Raw genomic sequence first — 23545 nt, 5'->3', positions numbered from 1 at the left:
CATCCCAACGCCTGGGACTCAACCTCATTCGGTCACGACGCGAGCGCTCGCCACTCGCGCACGCGGCTTCCCTTGCAACAGGAAGTGCGACAGCGCGGGGATCAGCACCAGCGCGCCGATCATGTTCCAGACGAACATGAACGTGAGCAGCACGCCCATGTCGGCCTGAAACTTGATGGGCGACCACGCCCACGTGACGACCGACACCGCCAGCGTCACGCCGATCAGCGCGATCACCTTGCCGGTGAACGCCAGCGCGCCACGGTAGGCCTCCGCGAGCGGTGCGCCGTGCCGCTGCAACGACAATTGCACGCTGACGAGATACAGCGCATAGTCCACGCCGATGCCCACGCCGAGCGCGGTGACGGGCAGCGTCGCGACCTTCACGCCGATGCCGAGCATCACCATGAGCGCCTCGCACAGCAGGGACGTGACGACGAGCGGCGCGACGGCCACCACCACCGCGCGCCAGCTCCGGAAGGTCAGGAAGCACAGCACGGTCACGGCGGCGTAGACGAGCAGCAGCATCGTGCGGTTCGCCTTTTCCACGGCGATGTTCGTGGCCGCCTCGATGCCCGCGCTGCCCGCCGCCGGCAGAAACTGGCGTGAAGACGTGTCGTGCTGCGCGCCGAATGCCTCGACGGCCTTCACCATGCCTTCGAGCGTTTTCGCCTTGTGGTCGCTCAGGAACGCGATCACCGGCGCAACCGTGCGCGCCCCGTTGACCAGTTCGGGATTGGCGACATAAGCTCCGTTGACCGCCGCCGCGGTGATGGCCGGATCGCGGCTGATCGTCATCCAGCGCGGATCGCCTTCGAAGCTTCCCGCCGTGACGCGACGGCTCACGCCGCTCAGCGACATCGTCGTCTGCACGCCCTCGACGCCGCGCAGCACCTGCTCGAGGTTATCCATCTCCATGAGCGTGCTGTAATCGGCGATGCCGCCCGGCGGCGTCTTGACGATCACCGCGAACTGGTCGGTGGACAGCCGGTAGTGGCTCGTCACATACGCGTTGTCGCGGTTGTAGCGCGAGTCCGCGCGCAGTTCGGGCGCGCCCGGATCGAGATCGCCGATCTTCAGCCCCTGCCCGATCACGACCGCGCCGACGCAGAGAATCGCCGCGCACAGCACGGCGGCACATGCGGGGCCGCGCCGCGTGAACGGCACGAGTGCGCGGGCCAGCGGATGGTGCGCTTGCGCGCGCAGGCTGCGCGCCGCCGCCGACGCGCTCACGCCCGTGTACGACAGCATCACTGGCAGAAACACGAGATTCGTGAAGATGAGCACCGCCACGCCGACGCTCGCGGACAGCGCGGGTCCGCGGATCACGGGTATGTCGATCAGCATCAGGACGGCGAAGCCGACCGCGTCCGCAAGCAGCGCCGTGAGGCCCGCGAGGAAGAGACGCCGGAACGTGTAGCGCGCGGCCACGTAGCGATGGATGCCGCGCCCGATGTCCTGCATGATGCCGTTCATTTTCTGGGCGCCGTGCGACACGCCGATCGCGAAAATGAGAAACGGCCAGAGGATCGAATAAGGATCGAGGTCGATGCCGAGCATATGCACGATGCCGAGCTGCCACACGACCGCGCCCAGCGAACAGCCGACCACGAGCGCCGTGCTGCGCAGGCAGCGCGTGTAGGCATAGATCACGGCGGCGGCGATCGCGGCGGCGGCGGCGAAATAAAACGCGACTTGCAAGCCCTGGATCAGGTCGCCGACCAGCTGGGCGAACCCGATCACACGAATGTCGATGCCGTCGCGCGCAAAGTCGCGGCGAACTTGCTCGATGGAAGCCTGCAGCGCGCGCGCGTCGAGCGGCTTGCCGGTGTCGGGATAATGATCGAGCAGCGGAACGAAGATCGTGCTCGAACGCAAATCGTCGCCGACGAGCGAACCGACGATGCCCGCGCGCCCGACGTTCTGGCGCAGGCGGTCGATGCTCGCGGCCGAGCCGTCGTAGTCGTCGGGCATGACGGGGCCGCCCTGGAAGCCGCTTTCCGTCACTTCCGTCCAGCGCACGACGGGCATCCACAGCGACTTCACGAACGCGCGATCCACACCGGGCAGCAGATAGATGCGATCGTTCACCTCACGCAGCGTCTTCAGATAGCGCGGGTCGTAGACGCTGCCGTTGCGCGTCTCGACGACCACGCGCAGCGAATTGCCGAGCGAGCGCAAGGAATCGATATTGGCGAGGTAATTGCGGATGAACGGGCTCGACTGCGGCATCATGCGCTCGTAGCTCGCGCTGACATTCGACTTGCTCGCCGCGAAGCCGAGCACCGCGGTCAGCACCGCGCACACGGTCACGATCCACAGCCGATGATTGAAGATCAGCCGTTCCAGCCAGGACCCCGAATTTGCTTCGAAATCCTCTTTGTTTCGCACGACCTCGTTCGGGTCGGCACGATCTGAATTGAGGTGCATGCGGGTGGTCTCTCTGGCGTGCAACTGCGTTAGCGGATGGAACGGATCGACGCGATCACGGGGCCCGTGAGCGAGGTGATCGCGAGCTTGTCGCCGGGCAAGACCAGCACGCCCGTCAGCATGGCCGTGCGCGGGATGGCAATCGGCATGAAGCGGTTCTCGCGGGCGTCGTAGAAACTCGCTTCGCCGCTCGCGCTGACGAACGCGAACCCTTCGTGCGACGGCACCGGCGCCGCGCCCGTCACCGCGCCATGCAGCGGGCTCGATGCCGTGCTCCACGTCGCGCCGTGGTCCGTGCTCTTGAAGATCGTCCCGCGCAGGCCGAATGCGTACAGTGCCTTTCCGTCTCCCGTCACGCCGAAGAAACTGCCTGCATAGCCCGTCCTGACCGCAACGAACTTGCCGCTCGCGGCATCGAGCCGGAAAACGGCGCCCTGCTCCGCCGCCACGTAAATCTCGCCGCCTTGCCCGAAGACGCCATTCAGATGCAGGAACTGCGGATTGTCGAAGCGATCGAGAATGGGCTCCCAGCGGTTGCCGCCGTCTTCGGTGGCGATCGCCATGCCGAACGGGCCGACCGCGAGGCCATGTTGCTCGTCGCGGAACCACACGCTCAGCAGCGGCAACGACGCGCCGTTCCGGTAATTGAGCGTCAACTGGTCGAGAAACGGCTGCACGGACGTGTCGCCGCGCGCGATCCGCGCCTTGTAGTACGCAGGTAGCGAAGTTGCCGCGATGCGCCCGTCGATCTGGCGCGTCCACGACTCGCCGCCGTCCGCGCTATGCAGCACGACGCCGTCGTGTCCCACGGCCCAGCCTTGCCGCGCGCTCGGAAACGACAGCGCGAGCAGATCGCTGCGCACCGGCACGGCCGCCTGCTTCCAGGTCTTGCCCTCGTCGTCGGACATGACGATCAGCCCGCGCATCCCCGCCGCGACGAGACGCTTGCCGGCGCGTGCAACGGCCATCGCCGGCTGTCCTGCCACGCGCGTCTGCGGCAGCGCGGGGGCATCGAGCGGATCGACGAACGGGTCTTTCGACGCCGCCGATGCCGCCGGACCCGCCGCCGATGCAACCGACGCCGCCGCCATCAGCGCGAAACATGCAACGCTGCGGCGCACCCATTCCCCAACGCAATTGCTGTCGGACATCTTCACCTCAATCTGGGCAATGTAACGAGCCCGCGCCGTCGCGCCGGCGTGTCGCCGGACTGACTGCGGGCTCTTTCCTCGAGCTATGCGCCGCGCATCAACGCAGCCCCGTCCCCGCCATTCCCGCCTGCGTGAAAATATTGGGATTGGTCAGGCTGTCGGACACGCGCAGCAACGGCGCGCCGTTTGCGCCTGTCGCGTAAGTGAGGAAGTAGTTGCCCTTCGCGAGATCGTAAAAGCCGAAGGTGAACGCGTACACGCCGCCGCCGTCATAGAGCGGGAAGTGATAGTTGAGACCGACGCGCCGCATCTTGCCGTCGTGAACCGTAGCCGTCTGCCTCGACGATGGTCCAGCCGTCCTCGTCCACGTAGAAGGTGCGCTTCGAATAGGCGTGGCGTGCATCCGATTTGAGCGTCGCCTCGACCACCCACACGCGATGGCGCTCCCAGCGGACCGCATCCGGATTGATGTGCTTCGCGCCGAAGACATCGTCAGTCGGAAGCTGCGAGAGACGATAGTTGTTATACGGAACGATGAGTTCCTTCTTGCCCGTCAGCTTGAAGTCGAAACGGTCCATGCGGCCCTGGAACATGTTGCCTTCGTCCCAGAAAAGCGCGCCGCCGTACGCTGCCGCCGGGGTGTCGTACTTGTAGTCGGGCGCCATGCGGGTGCGGCGCTGCGCCGGGAAATAGGCCCAGCTCACCTGGTCCGCTTCGGAATAGTTGCTCGAATAGTCGACGAGCGCGGTCTGCCCGGCGAGCGTCGGCGGCGTCAGGATCTGGATCCACGCGCGGTCATACGAACCCGAGAAGTTCATCGTACCGGACCATTCGCCGGAGACGAGGCGCGGCAGATAGCGGCGCTTCTGCGCTTCGCTGCCGGCCATCAGCAGCGCTTCGATCGCGCCGTCGGTAAGCGACGGACACGTCGCCAACGAGAGATTCGCCCCGGACTGCATTTCGAGGCACGCCGCGCCGACGAGTTTCGGCAAGCCCTGCCCGCCATACTCCACGGGATGTGCAAGCCCTTGCCATCCGCCTTCCGCGAACCGGCGGAACGCATCGCTGAATCCTGGCGAGGCGCTGACCGCGCCATCGCGCCATTGCGCCGGCTGCCGGTCGCCGACGGCGTTCAGCGGCGCCCACACCGCGCCGAAGAACCGGGCGGCTTCGTCGAGCACGGACTCCACCGTGGATGCCGTGGCGTCTTCGAAGCCCGGTAAAGCGGCTACGTCGTCGAGACCGGCGAGTTCCTTCATGGCAAACAGCATGTCGCTGATGGGCGCGCGATAGCTCATCTTGTTGTTCTCCGGGAAAGCGTGTGAGGGCGCGCGCGAATGGGACATCGCCTCGCGCGCGCCGTGAAACGATCAATTGAGCTTCATTTCAGCAGGCTGTCCGGACGGCGGCCCCTATCCGGAAGAGAGGGAGACGCGGTGCATTCCGCGCCCTTTCCAAACGACGGGTGACGGCGCTGCCGACGCGGCCAGGGAGGAAGCGTCGGCCTTCACGATGAGTAGAGATGCGCGGCGATCAACGACGAGCGCAGTAGCGACATGAGCCGCGCGCCGGGCTGCCGACGCAAGCCGGGCGTGTCCCGTGTCCGATGGCGGGGTTTTTCGCGCTTGCACATGGACGCGCGCCGGGGTATTTTTCGGGCGCGCCAAAAATTTGACCGTTAGTTGCCTACTTGTGACGAAAAAAACAGCACGCTCAGGTGCTGCTTCTTTCCCCCGGATTAGCGTACTGCCTGACTGTCCGCCGTCGCGACTGGCGCCGTCGCCGGGACAGGCCGCCGGGCACGGAGCCACTCCGCGACCGGCTGATGCAGTCGCGGCACCGACAACAGCGCAAGAATGGCGATGGCATCGGCAGCAAGACCCGCTGGCACATTGATGAGGCCGTCGGTCATCGTGAAGAGAATCGAATCGACGACGAGCGAGATCACCGTTCCCGCGACGAAGCACACCATCCCGTCGCGCCCGACCGCCCCGACCCACGGCAAACGCCGCGCAATGGCCTTCACGACGCCGTAGCGCGCCAGATTCGTCGCGATCCATGCGATCGCCAGAAAATTGACGACGCGCGCGCCCGCCAGATCGCGCTTGAAGGCGCTGTCGAGCACGGGCGGAAGCACGAGCAGCTTGTAATACGCCATGCCCGCGATGAGCGCGAGCGCCGCCGCGCTGATCGTCCAGCCGAAGCGATGCGACGCGATCCGCTGATACACCGGCTGGCAGCGCGCCAGCACGCCCAGCATGAACATCAGTTGCCACGCGGCGGGGTTGAAGTCCCAGAGGGTGTCGTCGACGGAAGGCATGTATTCGCCGATCTGCGGCGCGCACGCCCACAGCACGAGACTCAGGCCGAGCAGCAGCCACGGCTTGCTGCGTGCAAGCGGCAGCGCGAGCGGCACGGACAGCGCGAAGAGCGCGTACATCGGCAGAACGGCGGCGAGATACGGCTGGCGCTCGAACGTCAGAATCTGCCCAATCGACGACAACGGCGCCGCGGTCAGGCTGTCGAGGTCGTGGAGCGCCAGGTTCGGCGCGTGACCGTAGAGCGGCCGCAGAAGGAACGTCGCCACGAGCATCAACACGGCGGTGACGACGAAAGCGCGATAGATTTCGAACGCGCGCTTGATGAAGCGCATGCGCGCCGCGCTTTCAGAGCGGCGTTCGGCGAGCGACACATACGCCGTCGCGGTGGCGAATCCGCCGAGGAAGACGAAGACTTCGGCGGCGTCGTTCAGCGCGAACGCATGCAGCGTGAAGCGCGAAAGCATGCTTCCGCCGATATGATCGACGACGATGATCAGCAGGACGAGTCCACGAAAGAAGTCCAGCTCGACGAGGCGTTGCGATTTTCCGGACATGCGGCGTATGGTGGATTCCTGCGCGGCTCGCAGGCGGTTGAAAAGCGGGCCGCGCGACGCGGCATCGAAGCATAGGAGTTTACCCGTAAATGCGGCGGCGCATCATCGGAACAGACGGAGTTTTCTGTTTCAAATTCGACATTTGTCGCTTTTTGAGATGCGTACGAACTTTCGACGGCCGCATGTCTTGAAAAGTTTTCAACTTGCTTTCATCATGCGGGCGGGGCACGCTAAGATCACGCCCTCTTTCTCACATTCACTACACGCTCGCATGGACTATTTCGCCGCCCTCGTCACCGATCCCGCGGCCTGGGCCGCCCTCGCGACTCTTGTCGTGATGGAGGTCGTGCTCGGCATCGACAATCTGATTTTCATCTCGATCCTCACGAACAAGCTGCCCGCCGCGCATCGGGCGCGCACGCAGCGTATCGGCATCGGGCTTGCGCTGGTGATGCGACTCGGCCTGCTCGGCACCGTGGCGCTGATCGTGCGGCTCACCACGCCGATCTTCGAAGCATTCGGCCACGGCTTCTCGTGGCGTGACCTTATCCTGATCGCGGGCGGCGTCTTCCTCGTCTGGAAAGCGACGACGGAGATTCACCACCACGTTTCGCACGACGATGAACACGCCGGCCCCGCGACGGGCGGCACGCTCACGCCCTTGTCCGCAATCGGGCAGATTCTCGTCCTCGACCTCGTGTTTTCTATCGACAGCATCGTGACGGCCGTGGGCATGACGGAACACATTCCGATCATGTTCGTCGCGGTGATCGCGGCGGTTACGGTCATGCTGTTTGCAGCCGGACCGCTGTCGCGGTTCATCGAGCGCAATCCGACCATCGTGATGCTCGCGCTCGGCTTCCTGCTCGTGATCGGCATGACGCTGATCGCCGAAGGTTTCGGCTCGCACGTGCCGAAGGGCTATATCTATGCGGCGATGGCGTTCTCCGCGCTGGTCGAAGGGCTCAACATGCTGGCGCGCAAGGCGAGCAAGCGCCGGAGTCAGGCGCCGCACGAAGCGAAGCATTGAGCGCCCGGCCAGCGATGCGGCTAGAACGGCAATTCGCGCTGCGGGTTGTCGTTCGCATCGGCATCGGGCGCATGCGCTAAGGACTGCGCACGCAGCCATCGCCCGATTGCGTCGACGACATGCCGGCGCTCCGCCTCGTCGAGCGCCTTGCCCGCCGCGATGCCGTGCCATTTGGCGAGGCACGTCCTGCAGCACGTCGCCGTCGCATGCTGAGCGATGAAGACCGGATGCCCGCGAAACGGCGTCTGCTTGCCGTCGTTCAGCGGCGCTTCCGGGGCGAGGCGCTTGCCGATCAGTTCATGCGCCTGCGCGAGCACCGTTTCGATTCCGCGCTCGCGCACGTACCGCCCTTCCCGCACGCCCAACGCAAAACGCCGGCGAAACGCCGATTTCGCGAGCGCTTCGAAGACGGCGTCGAGGTCGCGCATGCCGGTTCAGTCCTTGGCGTAGAGGGTGGAATCGGCGAAACCGTGCGCGTCCAGCACGCGCCCGACGATGATCATCGCGGTGCGCTCCATGCCCGCTGCGCGCACCTTCTGCGCGATATCCACGAGCGTGCCCTTCACGCGCTCCTCGTCCGGCCAGCTCGCGCGGAACACCACCGCGACCGGACAGTCCTCGCCATAATGCGGCACGAGATCGGCGACGATCCGCTCGATGTGACGCACGCCCAAGTGAATGGCCAAAGTCGCGCGATGACGCGCCAGGTCCGCGAGCGATTCTCCGGGCGGCATCGACGTCTTCGTGGCATAGCGCGTGAGAATGACCGTTTGCGAGATGCCGGGCAGCGTGAGTTCGCAACCGAGCGCCGCCGCCGATGCCGCCGTCGCCGTCACACCCGGCACGATTTCATAAGGAATCCCGAGTGGTTCGATGCGGCGAATCTGCTCGCCGATCGCGCCGTAAAGCGATGGATCGCCGGAATGCACGCGCGCCACGTCTTCGCCTTTTTCATGCGCGTCTTGCAGAAGCGCAACGATGGCGTCGAGATCGAGCTCGGCCGTGTTGACCACACGCGTTGCGCGATGCCCCGTCAGGACGGCATCGGGCACCAGCGATCCGGCATAGAGAATGACCGGACACGTGCGAATCAGCCTTTGCCCCTTGACGGTGATGAGTTCGGGATCGCCCGGCCCTGCGCCGATGAAGTAGACGGTCATTTCATGTGGGTATCGAAAGCGAGCAGCGCATCGAGCGCGCTCGCGGGGTCGTCGAATTCACGCTCGGCGGCGGGCAGCGCGGGACGCGCGAGCATCACGACGGGCAAGCTTCTTTCGCGCGCCACGGCGAGCTTGGCTTCCGTCGCGTTGCCGCCGCTGTTCTTGCTGACGATCACGTCGACGCGCGCCGCATCGAAAAGCGCACGTTCGCCGGCCATATCGAACGGACCGCGCGCATCGACGATATCGGCGTGCGCGTTGCCTTCATGCGGATCGAGACAGCGGATGGTCCAGTGCTGCGACGCGGGGATCGCATCGAGATGCGCAAGCGGTTCACGCCCGAGCGTGAACAGGGGCCGACGAAACGCCGCTATCTGCTCGACGATGCCGCGCCAGTCCGCCGCCTCGCGCCAGTCGTCGCCGGGCTGCGGCTGCCAGGCGGGACGCCTCAGGGCCCACAGCGGAATTCCGGCGGCCGTGCACGCGTCGCGCGCGTGACGGCTCATTTGCGCGGCATAGGGATGCGTCGCATCGACGACGAGCGCGATGTCGCTCGCACGCAGATAGCCGATCAGTCCCGCCACGCCGCCGAATCCGCCGACGCGTACTTCGCATGCAAGATCGGCAGGCACGCGCGCGAGGCCCGCGATGCTGTAGACATGCGGTTTCGCCAGCCGTCGCGCGATGGCGAGCGCGTCGCCCGTTCCGCCAAGGAGCAATAGGCGCTTCATGCCGCGCTTCCCACGATCGCCCCTTGCCTGTCGATGGCGAACGTCTCCACGACGATGCCTCGCGGCGCCACATCGCGTGCGACGTCACGCGCCCGCGCACAGACCACATCGCCCAGTTCGATACCCTCGGCACGCGCCAGCTTCAACGCTTCCTGGCTCGTATTCGCCGCGCGAATCGCGCATTGCAGCGAATCGCCTGCGCCCGCATCGGCGGCCCACACTGCGAGCAGGGCCAGGTCGATGCTCGAACTGCGGCTATGCAGATCCATATGTCCGGCCGCGAGCTTGCTCAGCTTTCCGAAGCCACCACAGAGACTGAGCTTTTCGACGGGCGCGCGCCGCATATGCTTCAGTACCGCGCCGGCGAAATCCCCCATCTCGATCAACGCGATGTCGGGCAGGCCGTAGCGCGCGCGCATCGCGTCTTCGCTCTGATTGCCCGTGCACGCCGCGATATGCCGCACACCGTTGGCCCGTGCCACGTCGATGCCCTGATGAATCGACGCGATATACGCCGAACAGGAAAACGGTCTGACGATGCCCGTCGTGCCGAGAATCGACAAGCCGCCGGCGATACCGAGCCGCGGGTTCATCGTTTTCAGCGCGAGCGCAGCGCCATTTTCGACACCAATGCTCACGTCGAAGCCGCCTGCATAGCCTGCGATGGCCGCGAGGTCTTCGAGGTGCCGCGTCATCATCTGGCGCGGCACCGGGTTGATCGCCGGTTCGCCGATCGCAAGCGCGAGTCCCGCGCGCGTCACGGTGCCGACGCCCGGTCCCGCATGAAAGCGCACGCCTGCAACCGCCGATAGTTGCACGCGCGCAAATACGAGCGCACCATGCGTGACGTCGGGATCATCGCCCGCATCCTTGATGACGCCGGCTTCCGCGACATCGCGCATGTTCTCGACGCGGCGGCAAAATTCCAGCTTCATCGTGACACGCTGCCCTCTTGGCAGCACGATCTCGGCGCGTTCGCCGGCTTCGCCCGTCAGCAAGAGACGCGCGGCCGCGAGACTCGTCACGGTCGCACAGCTTCCGGTGGTATAGCCGCTTCTCAGCGGCGCGGGGGTGTCGGGCGTTTCGTCGCGCATGCGTCGGATGAAGCCATATAGTTAGGAACGCTCACGACTTCGTCGCTTGCAACATCGTGATCGGCAACGCCTGCCGCCATGTATCGAAGCTACCGAGCGGTTCCGCCTGCGCCACCCCGATTCGCGTCAGTTCGCCGCCATGCCGCGCGCGCCACTCGACGAGCGCCGCTTCGCTCTGCAAGGTCACCGCGTTGACGATGAGCCGCCCGCCCTGGCGCAGCCGCGTCCAGCAGGTATCGAGCACGCCGGGTGCAGTCGCCCCTCCGCCGACGAACACGGCATCCGGCGCGGGCAGGCCATCGAGCGCGGCAGGCGCTTCGCCTCTCACGAGCCTGAGTGTCGGCACGCCGAGCGCATCGCGGTTGTGCTCGATGAGACGCTGCCGCCCTTCGTTGGCTTCGATGGCAATCGCGCGGCAAGCCGGATGCGCGCGCATCCATTCGATACCGATGGAGCCGCAGCCCGCGCCCACGTCCCATAGCAATTCGCCGGGTTGCGGCGCAAGACGCGCGAGGGTAATCGCACGGACATCGCGCTTCGTGAGCTGGCCGTCGTGACGGTACGCGTCGTCGGGCAAGCCGGGCGTGAGCGGCGGACCCGCGTGGCCCGCGTGCGTCCTGCACTCGATCGCAACGAGATTGAGCGCGGCGACGTGAGCCTCGCGCCAATCGTCCGCACGTTCGTCAATGCGCCGCTCATCGACGCCGCCCAACTGCTCGAATACGCTGATGCGGCTCGCGCCGAAGCCGTGCGCGGTCAGCAACGATGCGATGGCCGCGGGCGTCGAGCCATCCGCGCTCAAGACGAGAAGACGCGCACCGCGAAACGTATGCGCGAGCAGTTCAGCGGCCGGACGCCCGACGAGCGACACGCATCGAACATCCTGCAACGCCCAGTGCAGACGGGCCGCCGCGAGCGACAGCGACGAAGGCGCAGGAATGACGCGCATTTCATCGGGCGAAAGCTCGCGCGCGAGCGTGGCGCCGACGCCGAAATGCATCGGATCGCCGCTCGCCAGCACGCAGATGCGCGCGCCGCTCGCGCGCTCGGCAAGCACGGCATCGATGGAAAACGGCTTGGGCCACGGCACGCGGCGGGCTGCGATACGCGCGGGAAGAAGCGCGAGGTGCCGCTCGCCGCCGTGGATCGAACCAGCTTCGACGAGCGCGCGACGTGCCGCGCGACTAAGGCCGTGCCATCCGTCCTCGCCGATGCCCACCACGGTCAGCCAGGTCGACATGCGCCGTTCCCTCCTTGCGGTTCGCTACGCGCATCGCGAGAAAACGGCATGCACGAAGCGGTCTGATGGTCGATAAAACCGGGCATAATACAACGTCCGTCGGCGCCTGCGAGGGTCGAACCTCGAGGGCCTAACAGGGAACACAGCAAAACTGTGGCTGCCCCCGCAATTGTACGCAGCGAGTCCGCGCTCCACTGCCACTGGTTTATACCGGGAAGGCCGGCGCGGATGGCGACCTGCCAGCCAAGAGACCTGCCGACGCCAGAATCAACGCTTATTTCGCGCGAGCCGTCCGGGCGGGGTGTACCGGGCAGTTCATGGCGCGATACCGCATCCGTCACGCATTTGAACGCACATTCTTCAGTATCGCGGCCATCGGCCTGTCCGGGCCTCATGCGCATCGTGCCGGCACGAGACGGCGGCCTCGCGCGCTTGCGTCTGACGGGCGGCGAACTCGGCGCACCGGCGGCGCATGCCGTTGCGCGCGCCGCCATGCGCTGCGGCTCGGGCGTCATCGACGTGACCAACCGGGCCAACCTGCAATTGCGCGGCATTCGCGACGATGCCCATGCGGAACTCGTCGAAATCGCAATGAACGCCGGCCTCGGTCCGCAAGCCGCAGGCGGCGACGATATCCGCAACGTGATGCTGAGCCCGCTCGCGAACGCCTCGCTGCGCTCGCTCGCCGCCGGCATCACCGCCGCGATGCAGAGCGACGCCGCGCTGCACGCGTTATCGCCCAAATTCTCGCTGCAGCTCGACGGCGGCGAACGGCTCGCAATGCTCGATCACGCACACGATGTGTGGCTCTCCGCACTCGATGGCGGCGCGCGTTTCGCGTTCGGTTTCGCAGGGTCGATGCCGCATCGCGTCGATCATGCGCCCGCGCTCGGCAGCGTTGCGCGCGATGCCGTCGTGCCTTTCGTCGTCGCGGTGCTTCATGCGTTTCTCGCGCAAGCAACGCCGGAAGAGCATCGCATGCGTGAGTTTCTCGCACGAGTCGGCGTCGCGCGCTTTCTCCATGCGCTCACATTCGACGCCGTATCCACGACATGGCGTCGCGCACCGTCCGATGCATCGCTGCGCCTGGGCGCACATGCCATGCCGGATGACAACGCATGCTATGTCGGAGCGCAACCGCCGCTCGGCCGTCTCGATGCCGCCACACTGGGCGCCCTCGCCGATCTCGCCACATCGCATGGGGAGGGCCGCCTTATCGTGACGCCGTGGCAAAGCATCATCGTGCCGGGCGTCGTGCTGCAAGACACACAAAGCGTGATCGACCGCCTCGATGCGCTCGGCCTCGTGACGGACTCGCGCCATCCGCTTGCGCGACTTATCGCGTGTACCGGTTCGAGCGGCTGCGCGAAAAGTCATGCCGACACCAAAGCCGATGCTTACCGCCTCGCGCCGCTGTTGCCGCCCGATACGCACGTGCATCTGAGCGGTTGCGATCGTTCGTGCGCGGCGGCGCATCCCGTCGCGGTGACGCTGTTCGCTGTCGAAGCCGACCGCTACGACGTGCATTGGCACCCGCGTCGCGTCGCACGAAATCTATCCATCGAAGAGGCGGCCGCATGGCTCGCCCGGAGCCATGCCGATGCTTGACTACATTCGCGACGGCGCAGAAATCTATCGTCAGTCGTTTGCGACGATACGCGCCGAAGCCGACCTGAGCGCCATTCCATCCGACATCGAGAAGCTCGCCGTGCGTTTGATCCATGCGTGCGGCATGATCGATATCGTCGACGACCTGCGTTTCTCTCCCGGCGCGGGCGATGCGGGCCGCGCAGCGCTTGCTGCCGGCGCACCGATTCTCTGCGATGCGCGCATGGTCGCCGAAGGCATCACGCGTGCACGCCTTCCTGCCGACAACCGCGTCGTCTGCACGCTCGGCGATCCGTGCGTGCCCGAACGCGCACGCATGATGAACAACACCCGGTCCGCCGCCGCACTCGAGTTGTGGCGGCCGCACCTTGCGGGCGCGGTCGTCGCGATCGGCAACGCACCGACCGCCCTCTTTCATCTCCTCGACATGATCGATGCCGGCGCACCGGAACCGGCGCTCATTCTGGGCTTTCCAGTGGGCTTCATCGGCGCGGCGGAATCCAAAGCGCTGCTTGCGGCCGACAGCCGCGGGGTGCCGTACGTCACCCTGCTCGGACGGCGCGGCGGAAGCGCGATGACCGCCGCCGCCGTGAACGCGCTTGCTTCGGAGACCGAATGATGAGCGGACGGCTCTACGGCCTGGGCGTCGGTCCCGGCGATCCCGAACTCATCACCGTGAAGGCGTTGCGGCTTCTCAAGTCCGCGCCGGTCGTCGCCTACTTCGTTGCAAAGGGAAAGAGGGGCAACGCATTCGGCATCATCGAATCGCATCTCGACGCGGCGCAGACGCGGCTGCCGCTCGTCTATCCGGTCACGACCGAAGCGCTCGAACCGCCGCTTTGCTACGAAACCATCATCAGCGCGTTCTACGACGAAGCGGCGCTCGCCATCGCCGATCATCTTGAAGCCGGGCGTGATGTCGCGGTGATCTGCGAAGGAGACCCCTTCTTTTACGGCTCATACATGTATCTGCACGATCGCCTCGCCGGACGCTTCGACGCGCACGTGGTTCCCGGCGTGTGCTCGATGCTCGGCGGCGTATCGGTGCTAGGCGCGCCGCTCGTCTATCGCAATCAGAGTCTCAGCGTGCTATCGGGCGTGTTGTCCGAAGACGAACTTCGGCGCAAGCTCGAATCATCGGATGCGGCGGTGGTCATGAAGCTCGGGCGCAACTTCGAGAAAGTGCGCCGGGTGCTGATCGATCTCGGGCTCGACAAGCGCGCGCTTTACGTCGAACGCGCGACGATGGCGAATCAACGCATCGTGCCGCTCGATGAAGTCGATCCGATGGCGTCGCCGTATTTCTCGCTGCTCGTCGTGCCGGGGAAGAAATGGCAGGCATGATCACGCGCCCGACCGTCGCGATCGTCGTGCTCGGCGAAAGCGCGATGCCCACTGCCCGACGCATTCAGGCCCGCTACGCCGGGTCGCTCGTGCATGGTCTTGCGAGCCGCGTCGCCGCTGACGTTGCATACGACGATTTCGGCGCGTACTTGTGTACGCTCTATGCAGCGCATACCCCCATCGTCGCGCTGTGTTCCGCAGGGATCGTGATTCGCGCACTCGCGCCCTGCCTGACCGACAAGCAAGCCGAACCGCCGGTCCTCGCCGTCGCGCAGGACGGCAGCGCAGTCGTGCCGCTCGTCGGCGGGATGAGCGGCGTCAACGTGCTTGCAAGAGAAATCGCCGCGGCGCTCGACGTTCAGCCCGCGATCACGACAAGCGGCGAATTGCGCTTCGGCACATGTCTGCTTGCGCCGCCGGAAGGTTATGCGCTGGCCGATATCGAACGCGGCAAGCGCTTCGTCTCCGACTTGCTCGCGGGCGAAACGACGCGCATCGAAGGGCATGCACCGTGGCTCGATGACGCCGATCTCCCGCGCAATGCCGATGCGCGCCTCGCCGTGCGCGTCACGCCGCATATCGATGCACGCGAAGATGACCTCGTGATTCATCCACGCTGCGTGGTGGCCTGGGTGCACGACATCGGCGGTGCTGTCGCTGAACGCGTGCGCGACGCGTTGCGCGAGCACCGCTTGTCGCCGCTCGCGCTTGCTGCACTCGTCGCGCCGATGCACGCAATGAAAAGCGAGGCATTCACGAGTGCCGCGCAAGCGCTCAACGTGCCGCTGCGTTTCAGCGATGCCATGCCTTCGCAAGACATAAGCATCACTGTCGCCGACAAACCAATCGATATCCTAACTATCGGCCGCGCGCGCGGCGCCCTGACGGTGATCGGTCTCGGTTCGGGCAACGCCGAATCGATGACGCCGGCATCGAAGGCAGCGCTCGCCGCCGCAGAAGACGTGCTCGGCTATGAGACATATCTGCGCATGGCAGGGCCTTATCGCGCCGGTCAACGCGTGCACATGACCGACAACCGCGAGGAGTTGCAACGCGCGCGGCATGCGTTCGAACTCGCAAGCGCCGGGCGCAACGTGGTCGTCGTTTCATCGGGAGACCCCGGCGTGTTCGCGATGGCCGCCGCCGTGCTCGAAGCACTGGACGAAGGCCGCGCAACGCATCCGGAATGGAACGCGGTCAAGCTGACGATCCTGCCGGGCGTATCCGCATCGCTTGCAACGGCTGCGCGCGCGGGCGCACCGCTCGGCCACGACTTCTGCGTACTGTCGCTATCGGACAACCTCAAGCCGTGGGACATGATCGAGAAGCGCATCATGCATGCGTGTGAAGCCGATCTCGTGATGGCCTTCTATAACCCGCTGTCGAAGGCGCGACCCTCTCAGTTCGATCGCGCGATGAATCTCGTGCGGCAGCACCGCGATGCAGCGACGCCCGTGGTGCTCGGCCGCGACGTCGGGCGTCCCGGTGAAACGATGCGCATTGTCACGCTCAGCGAACTGCATGGCGGACTCGTCGACATGCGCACGATGGTGATCGTCGGTTCATCGCGAACGCGCGCGTTCGGCGACTGGGTTTATACGCCGCGCTGGTATTGAAGCAGCGCATCCGCCGATACGCATTGCGCCCGCCACGACAGCGCCAACGCCTTAGCCCCGCCGACGCGCACCGGCCCATCATCGAAATCGACCACGACGATTCGATCCGCAAGCGCGGGTGCGGCGGGCCGCTCATTCACGCGGCCATCGGTCAGCAGCCATAGCCAGCGGCGCTGGCTGGGCCTGCGTCGCGCAGCGCGTGCCAGCACCGTTGCCGCGCTCGATATGCCTAGCGTGAGCGGCGATCCGCCACCGCCGCCAATCGGCGCGATCCATCGCTCGTTGAACCAATGCGCCGCGCCCGGTTGACGGAGCACTTGCGCGCGACCGCCGCCGAAGCATACGAGCGCGACTTCGGCGCGCTCCCGATACACGCGGTCGAACAGCGCGATCAACATGCCTTTCGCGCGTGCCAGACGCTCGCCGCCGACCATCGAAGCGGAGCAATCGAGCACGAAGCAATGCAGCGTGCTCGCATCGCCATCGGTGCGGCGAAAGCGCAGGTGGTTCGCATCGAACGGCAAGGCGCGCTTCGCTCGCAACGTCGCCATCCAGTCGATGCGCGCGCTCTTCGCGCCATCGCGTGCAACGTAGCGGCCTCTTGAACGCGCGTCCTGCCATCGAAGACGATGCGCTTGCGCATCGGCGTCGAGCCTTCGATGGCTCAGGCTTTTTTTGCGGCGAGCGGCCTGACTTGCTTGACCTTCGTCACGCCGACCGGCTCTGGCGGCACGTAGCCCCATTCGCCATCTTGCGCGCTCGCTCCGTCCGAACCGTTGGTGCCGTTCGTGCCCTTCGTGCCGTTCGCCCGGCGAGGCGGCGTTTCATGCGGCGGCGCTTCCTGCTCCCGGCGTCGATGACGCAACACGGCCTCGGCCACGCATTCGACGTGCTTCGTCTCGACGCGATGCGCGCCTTCGAGCGCCGCGAGCGCACGCGCCGCGCGCAGCATCACGAGGTCCGCGCGCAGGCCATCGACTTGTGCGGCGATGCAAAGCTCACTGACGCGCGCATGGACGGCATCGTCGAAATCGAAGTCTCTCAGCGCCGCGCGCGCCACATCGATACGCTCGCCGAGCGCCGCCTGATTGTCCGCGTGAAGTTCGCGGAACGATTCGGGATCCGTATCGAATGCGAGGCGCGACCTGACGATTCGCTGCCGCACGCTCGCATCGAAGCAATTGTCGAGTTCGACCGCAAGCCCGAAGCGGTCCAGCAATTGCGGACGCAGCTCACCTTCTTCCGGGTTCATCGTCCCGATCAGGACGAAGCGCGCATCATGGCGATGCGAGATTCCGTCGCGTTCGATGATGTTCACGCCGCTCGCCGCCACATCGAGCAGCTGATCGACGAGCGGATTGGGCAACAGGTTGACTTCGTCGACATACAACACACCACGATGCGCTCTCGCCAGAAGACCCGGCGAGAAGTTCACGCCGCCGTCACGCAATGCGCTCTGAATGTCGAGCGTGCCGATCAACTGTTCTTCGCTTGCGCCCAACGGCAAGGTCACGAGGCGTCCTTCGGGCAGGAGTTCTGCAAGCGCGCGGGCGGCAGTCGATTTCGCTGTGCCGCGCGGCCCGCTGACCAGCACGCCGCCCAGAGAAGGATCAACGGCCGCTAGCAGCAGAGCCTGCTGCAACGGCGCCTGACCGACGAGCGCGGTGAAAGGAAACACTGGAAATGAAGAGGTTTCGTTCAAGTCTGTCGGCTCTCGAGTTGCTGCTCGACATCGAGCAGATGCTGCGTCACCGCCTCGCGATAGTCGCCCGGCTCTTGCCACAGGCCGCGCTCCATCGCTTCGAGCAAACGCTCGCAGATCGACTGCAACGCGTGCGGATTGTGCCGGGCGATGAAGTCGCGCGTGCCGGCATCGTTCACATAGGCATCGGTGACGAGCGCATATTGGTGATCGGATACGACGCGCGCAGTGGCGTCATAGCCGAAAAGATAATCGACTGTCGCAGCCAGTTCGGATGCGCCCTTGTAACCGTGGCGCTTGACGCCATCGATCCATTTCGGATTGACGACGCGCGCACGCACCACCCGCGAAATCTCTTCGTTCAACGTACGAACGCGTGGCGCTGCGGGGTTGCTGTGATCGGCGTTGTACGCCTGCGGTTGCACGCCCGACAGATGACGCACCGCCGCCACCATGCCGCCTTGGAACTGGTGGTAGTCGTTCGAATCGAGAATGTCGTGCTCGCGATTGTCCTGATTCTGCAAGATCACGTCGAGCGATGAAAGACGCGCGCCGAAGCTCGCGCGCGCTTCGACGCCGTCGCCACCTTGCGAATACGCGTAGCCGCCTGTGCTTTGATAGGCCTCTGATAAATCGGCGTCGGTTTGCCACTGACGCGCATCGATCAGTTCCTGCAAGCCCGCTCCGTATGCACCGGGCTTCGTGCTGAAGACACGCCAGCCCGCACGGCGACGCGCTTCGGTTGTATCGACACCGCGGCCGATGAGTTCATCGCGCTCGCGCAAGATCCGCGCGCGAATCGGGTTCACGTCGTCGGGCTCGTCGTCGAGTTCGGCAACGGCTTGCACGGCCGCGTCGAACAGATGCATGAGATTGGCGAACGCATCGCGAAAGAAGCCCGATACACGCAGCGTGACGTCGACGCGCGGACGATTGAAGATGGTGATGGGCAGAATCTCGAAGTCCGTCACGCGATGACTGCCCGCCGCCCATTTGGGCCGCACGCCGATGAGCGCGAACGCCTGCGCGATGTCGTCGCCCCCCGTGCGCATCGTCGCGGTGCCCCACACCGACAAGCCGATGGCACGCGGATAGTCGCCGTGGTCCTGCACGTGTCGTTCAACCAGCATGTTCGCGGACTTGAGCCCGAGCGACCATGCGGCTTGCGTCGGCAAGGCACGCGTATCGACCGAATAGAAATTGCGACCTGTAGGCAGGACGTCGGGCCTGCCGCGCGATGGCGAGCCGCTCGGTCCCGGCGGCACGAAGCGCCCTTCGAGACCGCGTTTGAGTTGCATGAGTTCTTGTGGTCCGCACGAATCCAGGCGCGGCAGAACATCGCCTTTCAGCCGTTCGAGCACCAGCCTCGTTTGTGGACCGGGCACTTGCGCATCGTCTTCGAGCAGTTGCATCGCGAGACATTCGAGGCGCTCGCGCGTGTCTCCCTCATGACGCCACGGTGCAGTACTCACCGCTTGTAATGCTTCAGGGCGGGGGCCGCTCCATGATGCGGACCAGTCGGCGTCGAGCGGATCGAAGGTATCGCCCAATTGCAGATCGCGTGCGAGCGCGGTGATGAGGCCCGCGTTCGCACCTTGCCCGTCGCCTGCCGGAAAGCGTCCTAACGCAAGCAACGTATCGCGGCGCTGCGCGCCTTGTGGCGATACCCCGAACACATGCAGGCCGTCGCGAATCTGCGCTTCCTTGAGTTCGCAAAGATAGGCATCGGCCCGCGTGAGCAAGGCATCTTCGCCGGCGATGTCACGCGGCGCATCGAGGCCGAGTTCTTCATGCAGCCTGTGTTCGACGATGCTTTCGAGTATCGACTTGCGCAACAGCTTTGCACGGCGCGCATCGACCATCAACGCTTCGTAGTATTCGTCGACTTGACGTTCGAGGTCCTGCAATGGCCCGTAGTTCTCGGCACGCGTGAGCGGCGGCATCAGATGATCGATGATGACCGCCTGCGCGCGCCGCTTCGCCTGACTGCCCTCGCCCGGATCGTTGACGATGAACGGATAGAGATGCGGCATCGGGCCGAGAATCAGGTCGGGCCAGCACAATGCGGACAATGCCACGCTCTTGCCCGGTAGCCATTCGAGATTGCCGTGCTTTCCGACATGCACGATGGCATCGACACTGAAACGCAAGCGCAGCCAGAAATAGAACGCCAGATACGAATGCGGCGGGACGAGGTCGGCGTCGTGATAGCTCGCGTAGTCGCTTCGTTCACGCGAACGCGAAGGCTGAATGCCGACGAAAACTTCGCCGCAACGAAAGCCTGCGATCATGAAGCGGCCGCGTCTTATCGTCGGGTCGTCTTCGGGTGCTCCCCATGTCGCTTCCAGCGCCGCGCGCGCATCGGCGGGCAGCGCGTCATACGCTGCGCGATATTCTTCGAGCGACAGGCTTTGCAGCGCGGGCCGGAGATCGCGCACGACGGGATCGTTCGTGACACCTTGCGTCAACGCTGCGATGAGCGCATCGCCGTTCTCGGGGATATTGCCGACGCGATAGCCTTCGCGCGCGAGCATCGACAGAATATTGATGGCCGATGCCGGCGTATCGAGACCCACACCATTGCCAATGCGCCCTTCGCTCGCCGGATAATTCGCTAGCACGAGCGCGATGCGTTTGGCCGCATTGGGTTTGTGCCGCAGCGCGCACCAGCGCCGACTGAGTTCCGCGACGAAGCGCACGCGCTCTGCATCGGCTTGATAGCGCACAACGTCCACTTGCGTATGCGGACAGTGATACGCGAGCCCTTTGAAACTTACTGCGCGCGTGATGATGCGGCCATCGACTTCGGGCAAGGCGATATGCATTGCGACATCGCGTGAATTAAGGCCCTGATTGTCCTTTAGCCAGTCGTCGCGATTGCCCCCGCTCAGAATTACCTGCAGCACGGGCGCATCGCCCGCAACTTCGAATGCTTCGCTTTCGCCGATGACGCCTGCAGCGAACGCCGTGGTATTCAGCACGAGCGACGCATGATGCTCCGCACACAAGCGTGCAACCACTTCACGGCTGACGCTTTCCTTAAGCGATGAAATGGCAATCGGCAGCGGATTAAGGCCTTCTTTCTCGAGCGATTCGACTAGCGCATCGAATACTGCAGTATTTCCCGCCTGCAGATGCGCGCGATAAAACAGCACCGCGACGACGGGCGCGCCTTCGGTCCATCGCGCGCGCCAGTCGTCGATCACGGCGATATCGCGCTCGGGATGATAGATCGCGACAGGAGGCAATGGACACGGCGGCTGCGGCTCGCGTCCGAAGCCGAGCGCATGAAGAGCGATCGCGCGCAAAAATGCCTCTGCGTTGCGCGCACCGCCTTCCCGCAAATAACGCGACAACACACGGCAGAACGCGGCATCGGCCGTGCTCTTGGCGATCAGATTCGGGTCTTCGGTGAGATCGCCCGAGAACATTGCGAGCACTTGCTTCTCGCTTCTCGCAAGCGTTACCAGCCGCTCGATCCCATAAGGCCAGTACGATTCGCCGCCCAGGTGATCGACGATGACCACTTTCGCATGACGCACGACATCGTCGATATAAAAGTCGACCGATGCGGGCTGGCGCAAGAACGACTGATTAGCGAGCCGCACTTCGGGAAAGCCGGCTTCAAGGCGCGGAAACACGCTGGCCAGCAGCGCGAGCGTCGTGTCAGCGGAACTCAGAACGACGATCGGCGCGCGCGTCTGTTCGATGCGTATGACGCCCGCGGCATCGTCGACGAAGCCGCCGGGCGTCGTGCGTAGCAGATGCATCGTGTCAGGCCTGCACGAGCGAATTACCGAGCGCGGCGTCGAACGCGGCCTGAAGCGCCTGCTGATCGAGGTCTTCGCCGATCAGCACGAAACGGCTCGCCGCTTCGCCTTCGGACCAGCGTCGATCGAAGTAACTGTCGAAACGACGCCCCACGCCTTGCACGACGAGACGCATCGCAGCGCCGGGGAGTGCCGCAAAGCCCTTTACACGATAAATGGTATGTTGCTCGACGAGCGTCTGCAACGCAGCGATCGCCTGCTCGCGCGACTCGATGCGCGCTTTAACCACGACAGAATCGAACTCGTCATGGTGATGATCCGCGTGGCCTTCGTCATCGACTGAGCCATGGTGGTCGTTCCGCAGATGAATCGACTCTTCCGATGCCGATTGCAAGCCAAGCAATGCATGCAGATCGAGCCGGCCCATTTGTGCAGGGACGATCTTCACTTGCGGCGGAATCTCGGGACGTATGAGTGTTTCGACTTTGTGGAACGCATCAGCGTCCATCAGGTCCGTCTTGTTCACGATCACCAGATCGGCCGATGAAAGCTGATCCTCGAACAATTCATGCAGTGGCGATTCATGGTCCAGATTCGGATCGGCCTTGCGCTGTGCATCGACTGCAGCGGGATTCGCCGCGAACTGTCCGCTTGCAGCAGCGGGACCATCGACGACGGTGATGACGGCATCGACGGTAAACGCATTCTTGATGGACGGCCAGTTGAACGCCTGCACGAGTGGCTTCGGCAACGCAAGACCGGACGTTTCGATCAGCACATGGTCGATGCGGTCTCGCCGTTCCAGCAATTGCTCCATCACGGGGTAGAACTCTTCCTGCACCGTGCAGCACAAACAACCGTTCGCAAGCTCATAGAGATTGCGGTCGGCAGACGCCGCTTCGTCATCGCAACCGATGCCGCAGCCTTTCAGAATCTCGCCGTCGATACCGAGCTCGCCGAACTCATTGACGATCACCGCCAGGCGCAAGCCCTGCGCATTCGACATGATATGGCGCATCAAGGTAGTCTTGCCGCTGCCGAGAAAGCCGGTCACGACGGTGACGGGAATCTTGCGGGTTTGCATTGTTGCTCCGTGGCGTGTGTGCGTGCGCGGCGCCGCTCGAGGCATCGAATGCGGATGGAACGGGAAAGGCGCACGGCTTCGTGATCATGAACCGAGCCGCATCCCCGCGGCATGGGTCCTGGCGAAAGTCTGGCCGGTATCCGGGCTTGCGACTCATTACGCCGCCTTCCTGCCGTTGGCAGTGGCGTTTAGCGCAATGCGCGGTATCGTCAATACCGATACCGCCAGTCGCTTACCGTTGCGGGGGCAGCGCAGGTTGGCGCACGCCATACGCATGAAATGGCTAAGCGCTCCCTGCTTCCCGTTTGACTGTGCGCGAAAAGAAGCTCGCGCACGAGCACCAGACTGCGTGAAAGTCTAGGCTTAGCGGACACGAGCGTCAAGGAAACACGCGCCTTAAAGAAGCGCCTATGGTATCTTTGGCCCGCGACTGGTGCTCGCGCGTTCGAACGCAACGCGCAGTTAAACGGGAAACAGGAAGCCGTGTTTCTGGACGAATCACGCGCCAGCCTGTGCTGTCCCCGCAACGGTACGCGACCGGCGGCTTGTGCCATGCAATGCCGCGCACGGTGCTCAAATGCCACTGCCGCGCAGGCGGGAAGGCCGCACGATGAGGTCGCAAGCCCGGATACCGGCCAGCGCAGGGGACGAAGCGCATTGCGTGATTTCATGCGGCGCGCTTCGCCGAACGCCGCGCATCCGCGAGGGAC

Annotated in this window: 18 protein-coding genes, 2 pseudogenes and 3 riboswitches; of the genes and pseudogenes, 5 read left to right on the top strand and 15 right to left on the bottom strand. The window is 64.8% G+C overall.

What is annotated here, in order from left to right:
• Positions 1 to 24 precede the first annotated feature (24 nt).
• The 6 genes and pseudogenes from P9220_RS15995 to P9220_RS15970 all read right to left on the bottom strand — a co-directional run bounded on the left by P9220_RS15995 (position 25) and on the right by P9220_RS15970 (position 6456).
• Positions 25 to 2430, bottom strand: a complete 2406-nt coding sequence (locus P9220_RS15995) for an MMPL family transporter (RefSeq protein ID WP_309765987.1) — start codon at positions 2428 to 2430, stop codon at positions 25 to 27.
• 29 nt (positions 2431 to 2459) lie between these two features.
• A complete protein-coding gene (locus P9220_RS15990; RefSeq protein ID WP_309765986.1) occupies positions 2460 to 3581 on the bottom strand; it encodes a YCF48-related protein in 1122 nt (373 codons plus the stop codon).
• A gap of 97 nt (positions 3582 to 3678) precedes the next feature.
• A complete protein-coding gene (locus tag P9220_RS15985) occupies positions 3679 to 3891 on the bottom strand; it encodes a hypothetical protein (protein ID WP_309765985.1) in 213 nt (70 codons plus the stop codon).
• Positions 3851 to 4387 (bottom strand): annotated as a pseudogene (locus P9220_RS15980) (DUF1329 domain-containing protein); the annotation flags it as partial. The pseudogene P9220_RS15980 and the gene P9220_RS15985, both read right to left, overlap by 41 nt.
• Positions 4388 to 4879 (bottom strand): annotated as a pseudogene (locus tag P9220_RS15975) (acyl-CoA dehydrogenase family protein); the annotation flags it as partial. It lies immediately after the preceding pseudogene.
• 440 nt (positions 4880 to 5319) lie between these two features.
• A complete protein-coding gene (locus P9220_RS15970) occupies positions 5320 to 6456 on the bottom strand; it encodes an OpgC domain-containing protein (RefSeq protein WP_309765984.1) in 1137 nt (378 codons plus the stop codon).
• A gap of 271 nt (positions 6457 to 6727) precedes the next feature.
• Between P9220_RS15970 and P9220_RS15965 the strand changes: the two genes are divergently transcribed.
• Complete coding sequence (locus tag P9220_RS15965; protein WP_309765982.1) at positions 6728 to 7486, top strand: TerC family protein; 759 nt, start codon at positions 6728 to 6730, stop codon at positions 7484 to 7486.
• Positions 7487 to 7506: 20 nt separating this feature from the next.
• Here P9220_RS15965 and P9220_RS15960 read toward each other — a convergent pair whose 3' ends face one another.
• The 5 genes from P9220_RS15960 to cbiE are packed head-to-tail and all read right to left on the bottom strand — an operon-like array spanning position 7507 to position 11711.
• Entirely contained in the window at positions 7507 to 7914 is a 408-nt protein-coding gene (locus tag P9220_RS15960) for a DUF4186 domain-containing protein (RefSeq protein WP_309765981.1), read from the bottom strand.
• A 6-nt stretch (positions 7915 to 7920) separates the two neighbouring features.
• Complete coding sequence (gene cobM / locus P9220_RS15955; protein ID WP_309765979.1) at positions 7921 to 8646, bottom strand: precorrin-4 C(11)-methyltransferase; 726 nt, start codon at positions 8644 to 8646, stop codon at positions 7921 to 7923.
• Complete coding sequence (locus tag P9220_RS15950) at positions 8643 to 9377, bottom strand: cobalt-precorrin-6A reductase (RefSeq protein WP_309765978.1); 735 nt, start codon at positions 9375 to 9377, stop codon at positions 8643 to 8645. The genes cobM and P9220_RS15950 overlap by 4 nt, the downstream gene beginning before the upstream one ends.
• Positions 9374 to 10471: a cobalt-precorrin-5B (C(1))-methyltransferase gene (locus P9220_RS15945; protein WP_309765977.1), complete on the bottom strand. Its 1098-nt coding sequence runs from the start codon at positions 10469 to 10471 to the stop codon at positions 9374 to 9376. Before P9220_RS15945 ends, P9220_RS15950 begins: the two co-directional genes overlap by 4 nt.
• Before the next feature lie 31 nt (positions 10472 to 10502).
• Positions 10503 to 11711, bottom strand: a complete 1209-nt coding sequence (cbiE, locus tag P9220_RS15940; protein WP_309765974.1) for a precorrin-6y C5,15-methyltransferase (decarboxylating) subunit CbiE — start codon at positions 11709 to 11711, stop codon at positions 10503 to 10505.
• Between the two features lie 83 nt (positions 11712 to 11794).
• Positions 11795 to 11986: riboswitch (cobalamin riboswitch) on the top strand.
• Between the two features lie 118 nt (positions 11987 to 12104).
• Between cbiE and cobG the strand changes: the two genes are divergently transcribed.
• From cobG to cobJ, 4 genes are read left to right on the top strand one after another with little or no spacing between them, the layout of a single operon-like run.
• On the top strand, positions 12105 to 13319 hold the full coding sequence (cobG, locus tag P9220_RS15935; RefSeq protein WP_309765973.1) for a precorrin-3B synthase: 1215 nt from the start codon (positions 12105 to 12107) through the stop codon (positions 13317 to 13319).
• Positions 13312 to 13938 carry a precorrin-8X methylmutase gene (locus P9220_RS15930; protein WP_309765972.1) on the top strand — a complete coding sequence of 209 codons (627 nt, stop codon included), beginning with the start codon at positions 13312 to 13314 and terminating at the stop codon, positions 13936 to 13938. Before cobG ends, P9220_RS15930 begins: the two co-directional genes overlap by 8 nt.
• Positions 13935 to 14663 (top strand): precorrin-2 C(20)-methyltransferase, encoded by a 729-nt coding sequence (locus P9220_RS15925; RefSeq protein WP_309765971.1) that lies wholly within the window; start codon positions 13935 to 13937, stop codon positions 14661 to 14663. Before P9220_RS15930 ends, P9220_RS15925 begins: the two co-directional genes overlap by 4 nt.
• Positions 14651 to 16279: a precorrin-3B C(17)-methyltransferase gene (gene cobJ, locus P9220_RS15920; protein ID WP_309765970.1), complete on the top strand. Its 1629-nt coding sequence runs from the start codon at positions 14651 to 14653 to the stop codon at positions 16277 to 16279. Before P9220_RS15925 ends, cobJ begins: the two co-directional genes overlap by 13 nt.
• Here the strand turns inward: cobJ and P9220_RS15915 are convergent.
• From P9220_RS15915 to cobW, 4 genes are all read right to left on the bottom strand, one after another.
• A complete protein-coding gene (locus P9220_RS15915; RefSeq protein ID WP_309765969.1) occupies positions 16258 to 16830 on the bottom strand; it encodes a VWA domain-containing protein in 573 nt (190 codons plus the stop codon). The genes cobJ and P9220_RS15915 overlap by 22 nt on opposite strands.
• 113 nt (positions 16831 to 16943) lie before the next feature.
• Positions 16944 to 17981 (bottom strand): ATP-binding protein, encoded by a 1038-nt coding sequence (locus tag P9220_RS15910; RefSeq protein ID WP_309765968.1) that lies wholly within the window; start codon positions 17979 to 17981, stop codon positions 16944 to 16946.
• Entirely contained in the window at positions 17978 to 21751 is a 3774-nt protein-coding gene (gene cobN, locus P9220_RS15905) for a cobaltochelatase subunit CobN (protein ID WP_309765967.1), read from the bottom strand. The genes P9220_RS15910 and cobN overlap by 4 nt, the downstream gene beginning before the upstream one ends.
• A gap of 4 nt (positions 21752 to 21755) precedes the next feature.
• Complete coding sequence (cobW, locus tag P9220_RS15900; RefSeq protein WP_309765966.1) at positions 21756 to 22835, bottom strand: cobalamin biosynthesis protein CobW; 1080 nt, start codon at positions 22833 to 22835, stop codon at positions 21756 to 21758.
• A gap of 113 nt (positions 22836 to 22948) precedes the next feature.
• Positions 22949 to 23195, bottom strand: a riboswitch (cobalamin riboswitch).
• Positions 23196 to 23249: 54 nt separating this feature from the next.
• Positions 23250 to 23490, top strand: a riboswitch (cobalamin riboswitch).
• The last annotated feature ends 55 nt before the right edge of the window (positions 23491 to 23545 follow it).

Origin of the sequence: Caballeronia sp. LZ016 (assembly GCF_031450805.1) — a bacterium.
GTDB lineage: Bacteria > Pseudomonadota > Gammaproteobacteria > Burkholderiales > Burkholderiaceae > Caballeronia.
This window is presented reverse-complemented; position numbering and strand designations above follow the sequence as displayed.

What these genes read in the sequence shown, in the direction of transcription:
- P9220_RS15995 (WP_309765987.1), bottom strand. Translation starts at nt 2,430, where the DNA reads ATGCACCTCAATTCAGATCGTGCCGACCCGAACGAGGTCGTGCGAAAC.
- P9220_RS15990 (WP_309765986.1), bottom strand. Translation starts at nt 3,581, where the DNA reads ATGTCCGACAGCAATTGCGTTGGGGAATGGGTGCGCCGCAGCGTTGCA.
- P9220_RS15985 (WP_309765985.1), bottom strand. Translation starts at nt 3,891, where the DNA reads ATGCGGCGCGTCGGTCTCAACTATCACTTCCCGCTCTATGACGGCGGC.
- P9220_RS15970 (WP_309765984.1), bottom strand. Translation starts at nt 6,456, where the DNA reads ATGTCCGGAAAATCGCAACGCCTCGTCGAGCTGGACTTCTTTCGTGGA.
- P9220_RS15965 (WP_309765982.1), top strand. Translation starts at nt 6,728, where the DNA reads ATGGACTATTTCGCCGCCCTCGTCACCGATCCCGCGGCCTGGGCCGCC.
- P9220_RS15960 (WP_309765981.1), bottom strand. Translation starts at nt 7,914, where the DNA reads ATGCGCGACCTCGACGCCGTCTTCGAAGCGCTCGCGAAATCGGCGTTT.
- cobM (WP_309765979.1), bottom strand. Translation starts at nt 8,646, where the DNA reads ATGACCGTCTACTTCATCGGCGCAGGGCCGGGCGATCCCGAACTCATC.
- P9220_RS15950 (WP_309765978.1), bottom strand. Translation starts at nt 9,377, where the DNA reads ATGAAGCGCCTATTGCTCCTTGGCGGAACGGGCGACGCGCTCGCCATC.
- P9220_RS15945 (WP_309765977.1), bottom strand. Translation starts at nt 10,471, where the DNA reads ATGCGCGACGAAACGCCCGACACCCCCGCGCCGCTGAGAAGCGGCTAT.
- cbiE (WP_309765974.1), bottom strand. Translation starts at nt 11,711, where the DNA reads ATGTCGACCTGGCTGACCGTGGTGGGCATCGGCGAGGACGGATGGCAC.
- cobG (WP_309765973.1), top strand. Translation starts at nt 12,105, where the DNA reads ATGCGCATCGTGCCGGCACGAGACGGCGGCCTCGCGCGCTTGCGTCTG.
- P9220_RS15930 (WP_309765972.1), top strand. Translation starts at nt 13,312, where the DNA reads ATGCTTGACTACATTCGCGACGGCGCAGAAATCTATCGTCAGTCGTTT.
- P9220_RS15925 (WP_309765971.1), top strand. Translation starts at nt 13,935, where the DNA reads ATGATGAGCGGACGGCTCTACGGCCTGGGCGTCGGTCCCGGCGATCCC.
- cobJ (WP_309765970.1), top strand. Translation starts at nt 14,651, where the DNA reads ATGGCAGGCATGATCACGCGCCCGACCGTCGCGATCGTCGTGCTCGGC.
- P9220_RS15915 (WP_309765969.1), bottom strand. Translation starts at nt 16,830, where the DNA reads ATGGCGACGTTGCGAGCGAAGCGCGCCTTGCCGTTCGATGCGAACCAC.
- cobN (WP_309765967.1), bottom strand. Translation starts at nt 21,751, where the DNA reads ATGCATCTGCTACGCACGACGCCCGGCGGCTTCGTCGACGATGCCGCG.
- cobW (WP_309765966.1), bottom strand. Translation starts at nt 22,835, where the DNA reads ATGCAAACCCGCAAGATTCCCGTCACCGTCGTGACCGGCTTTCTCGGC.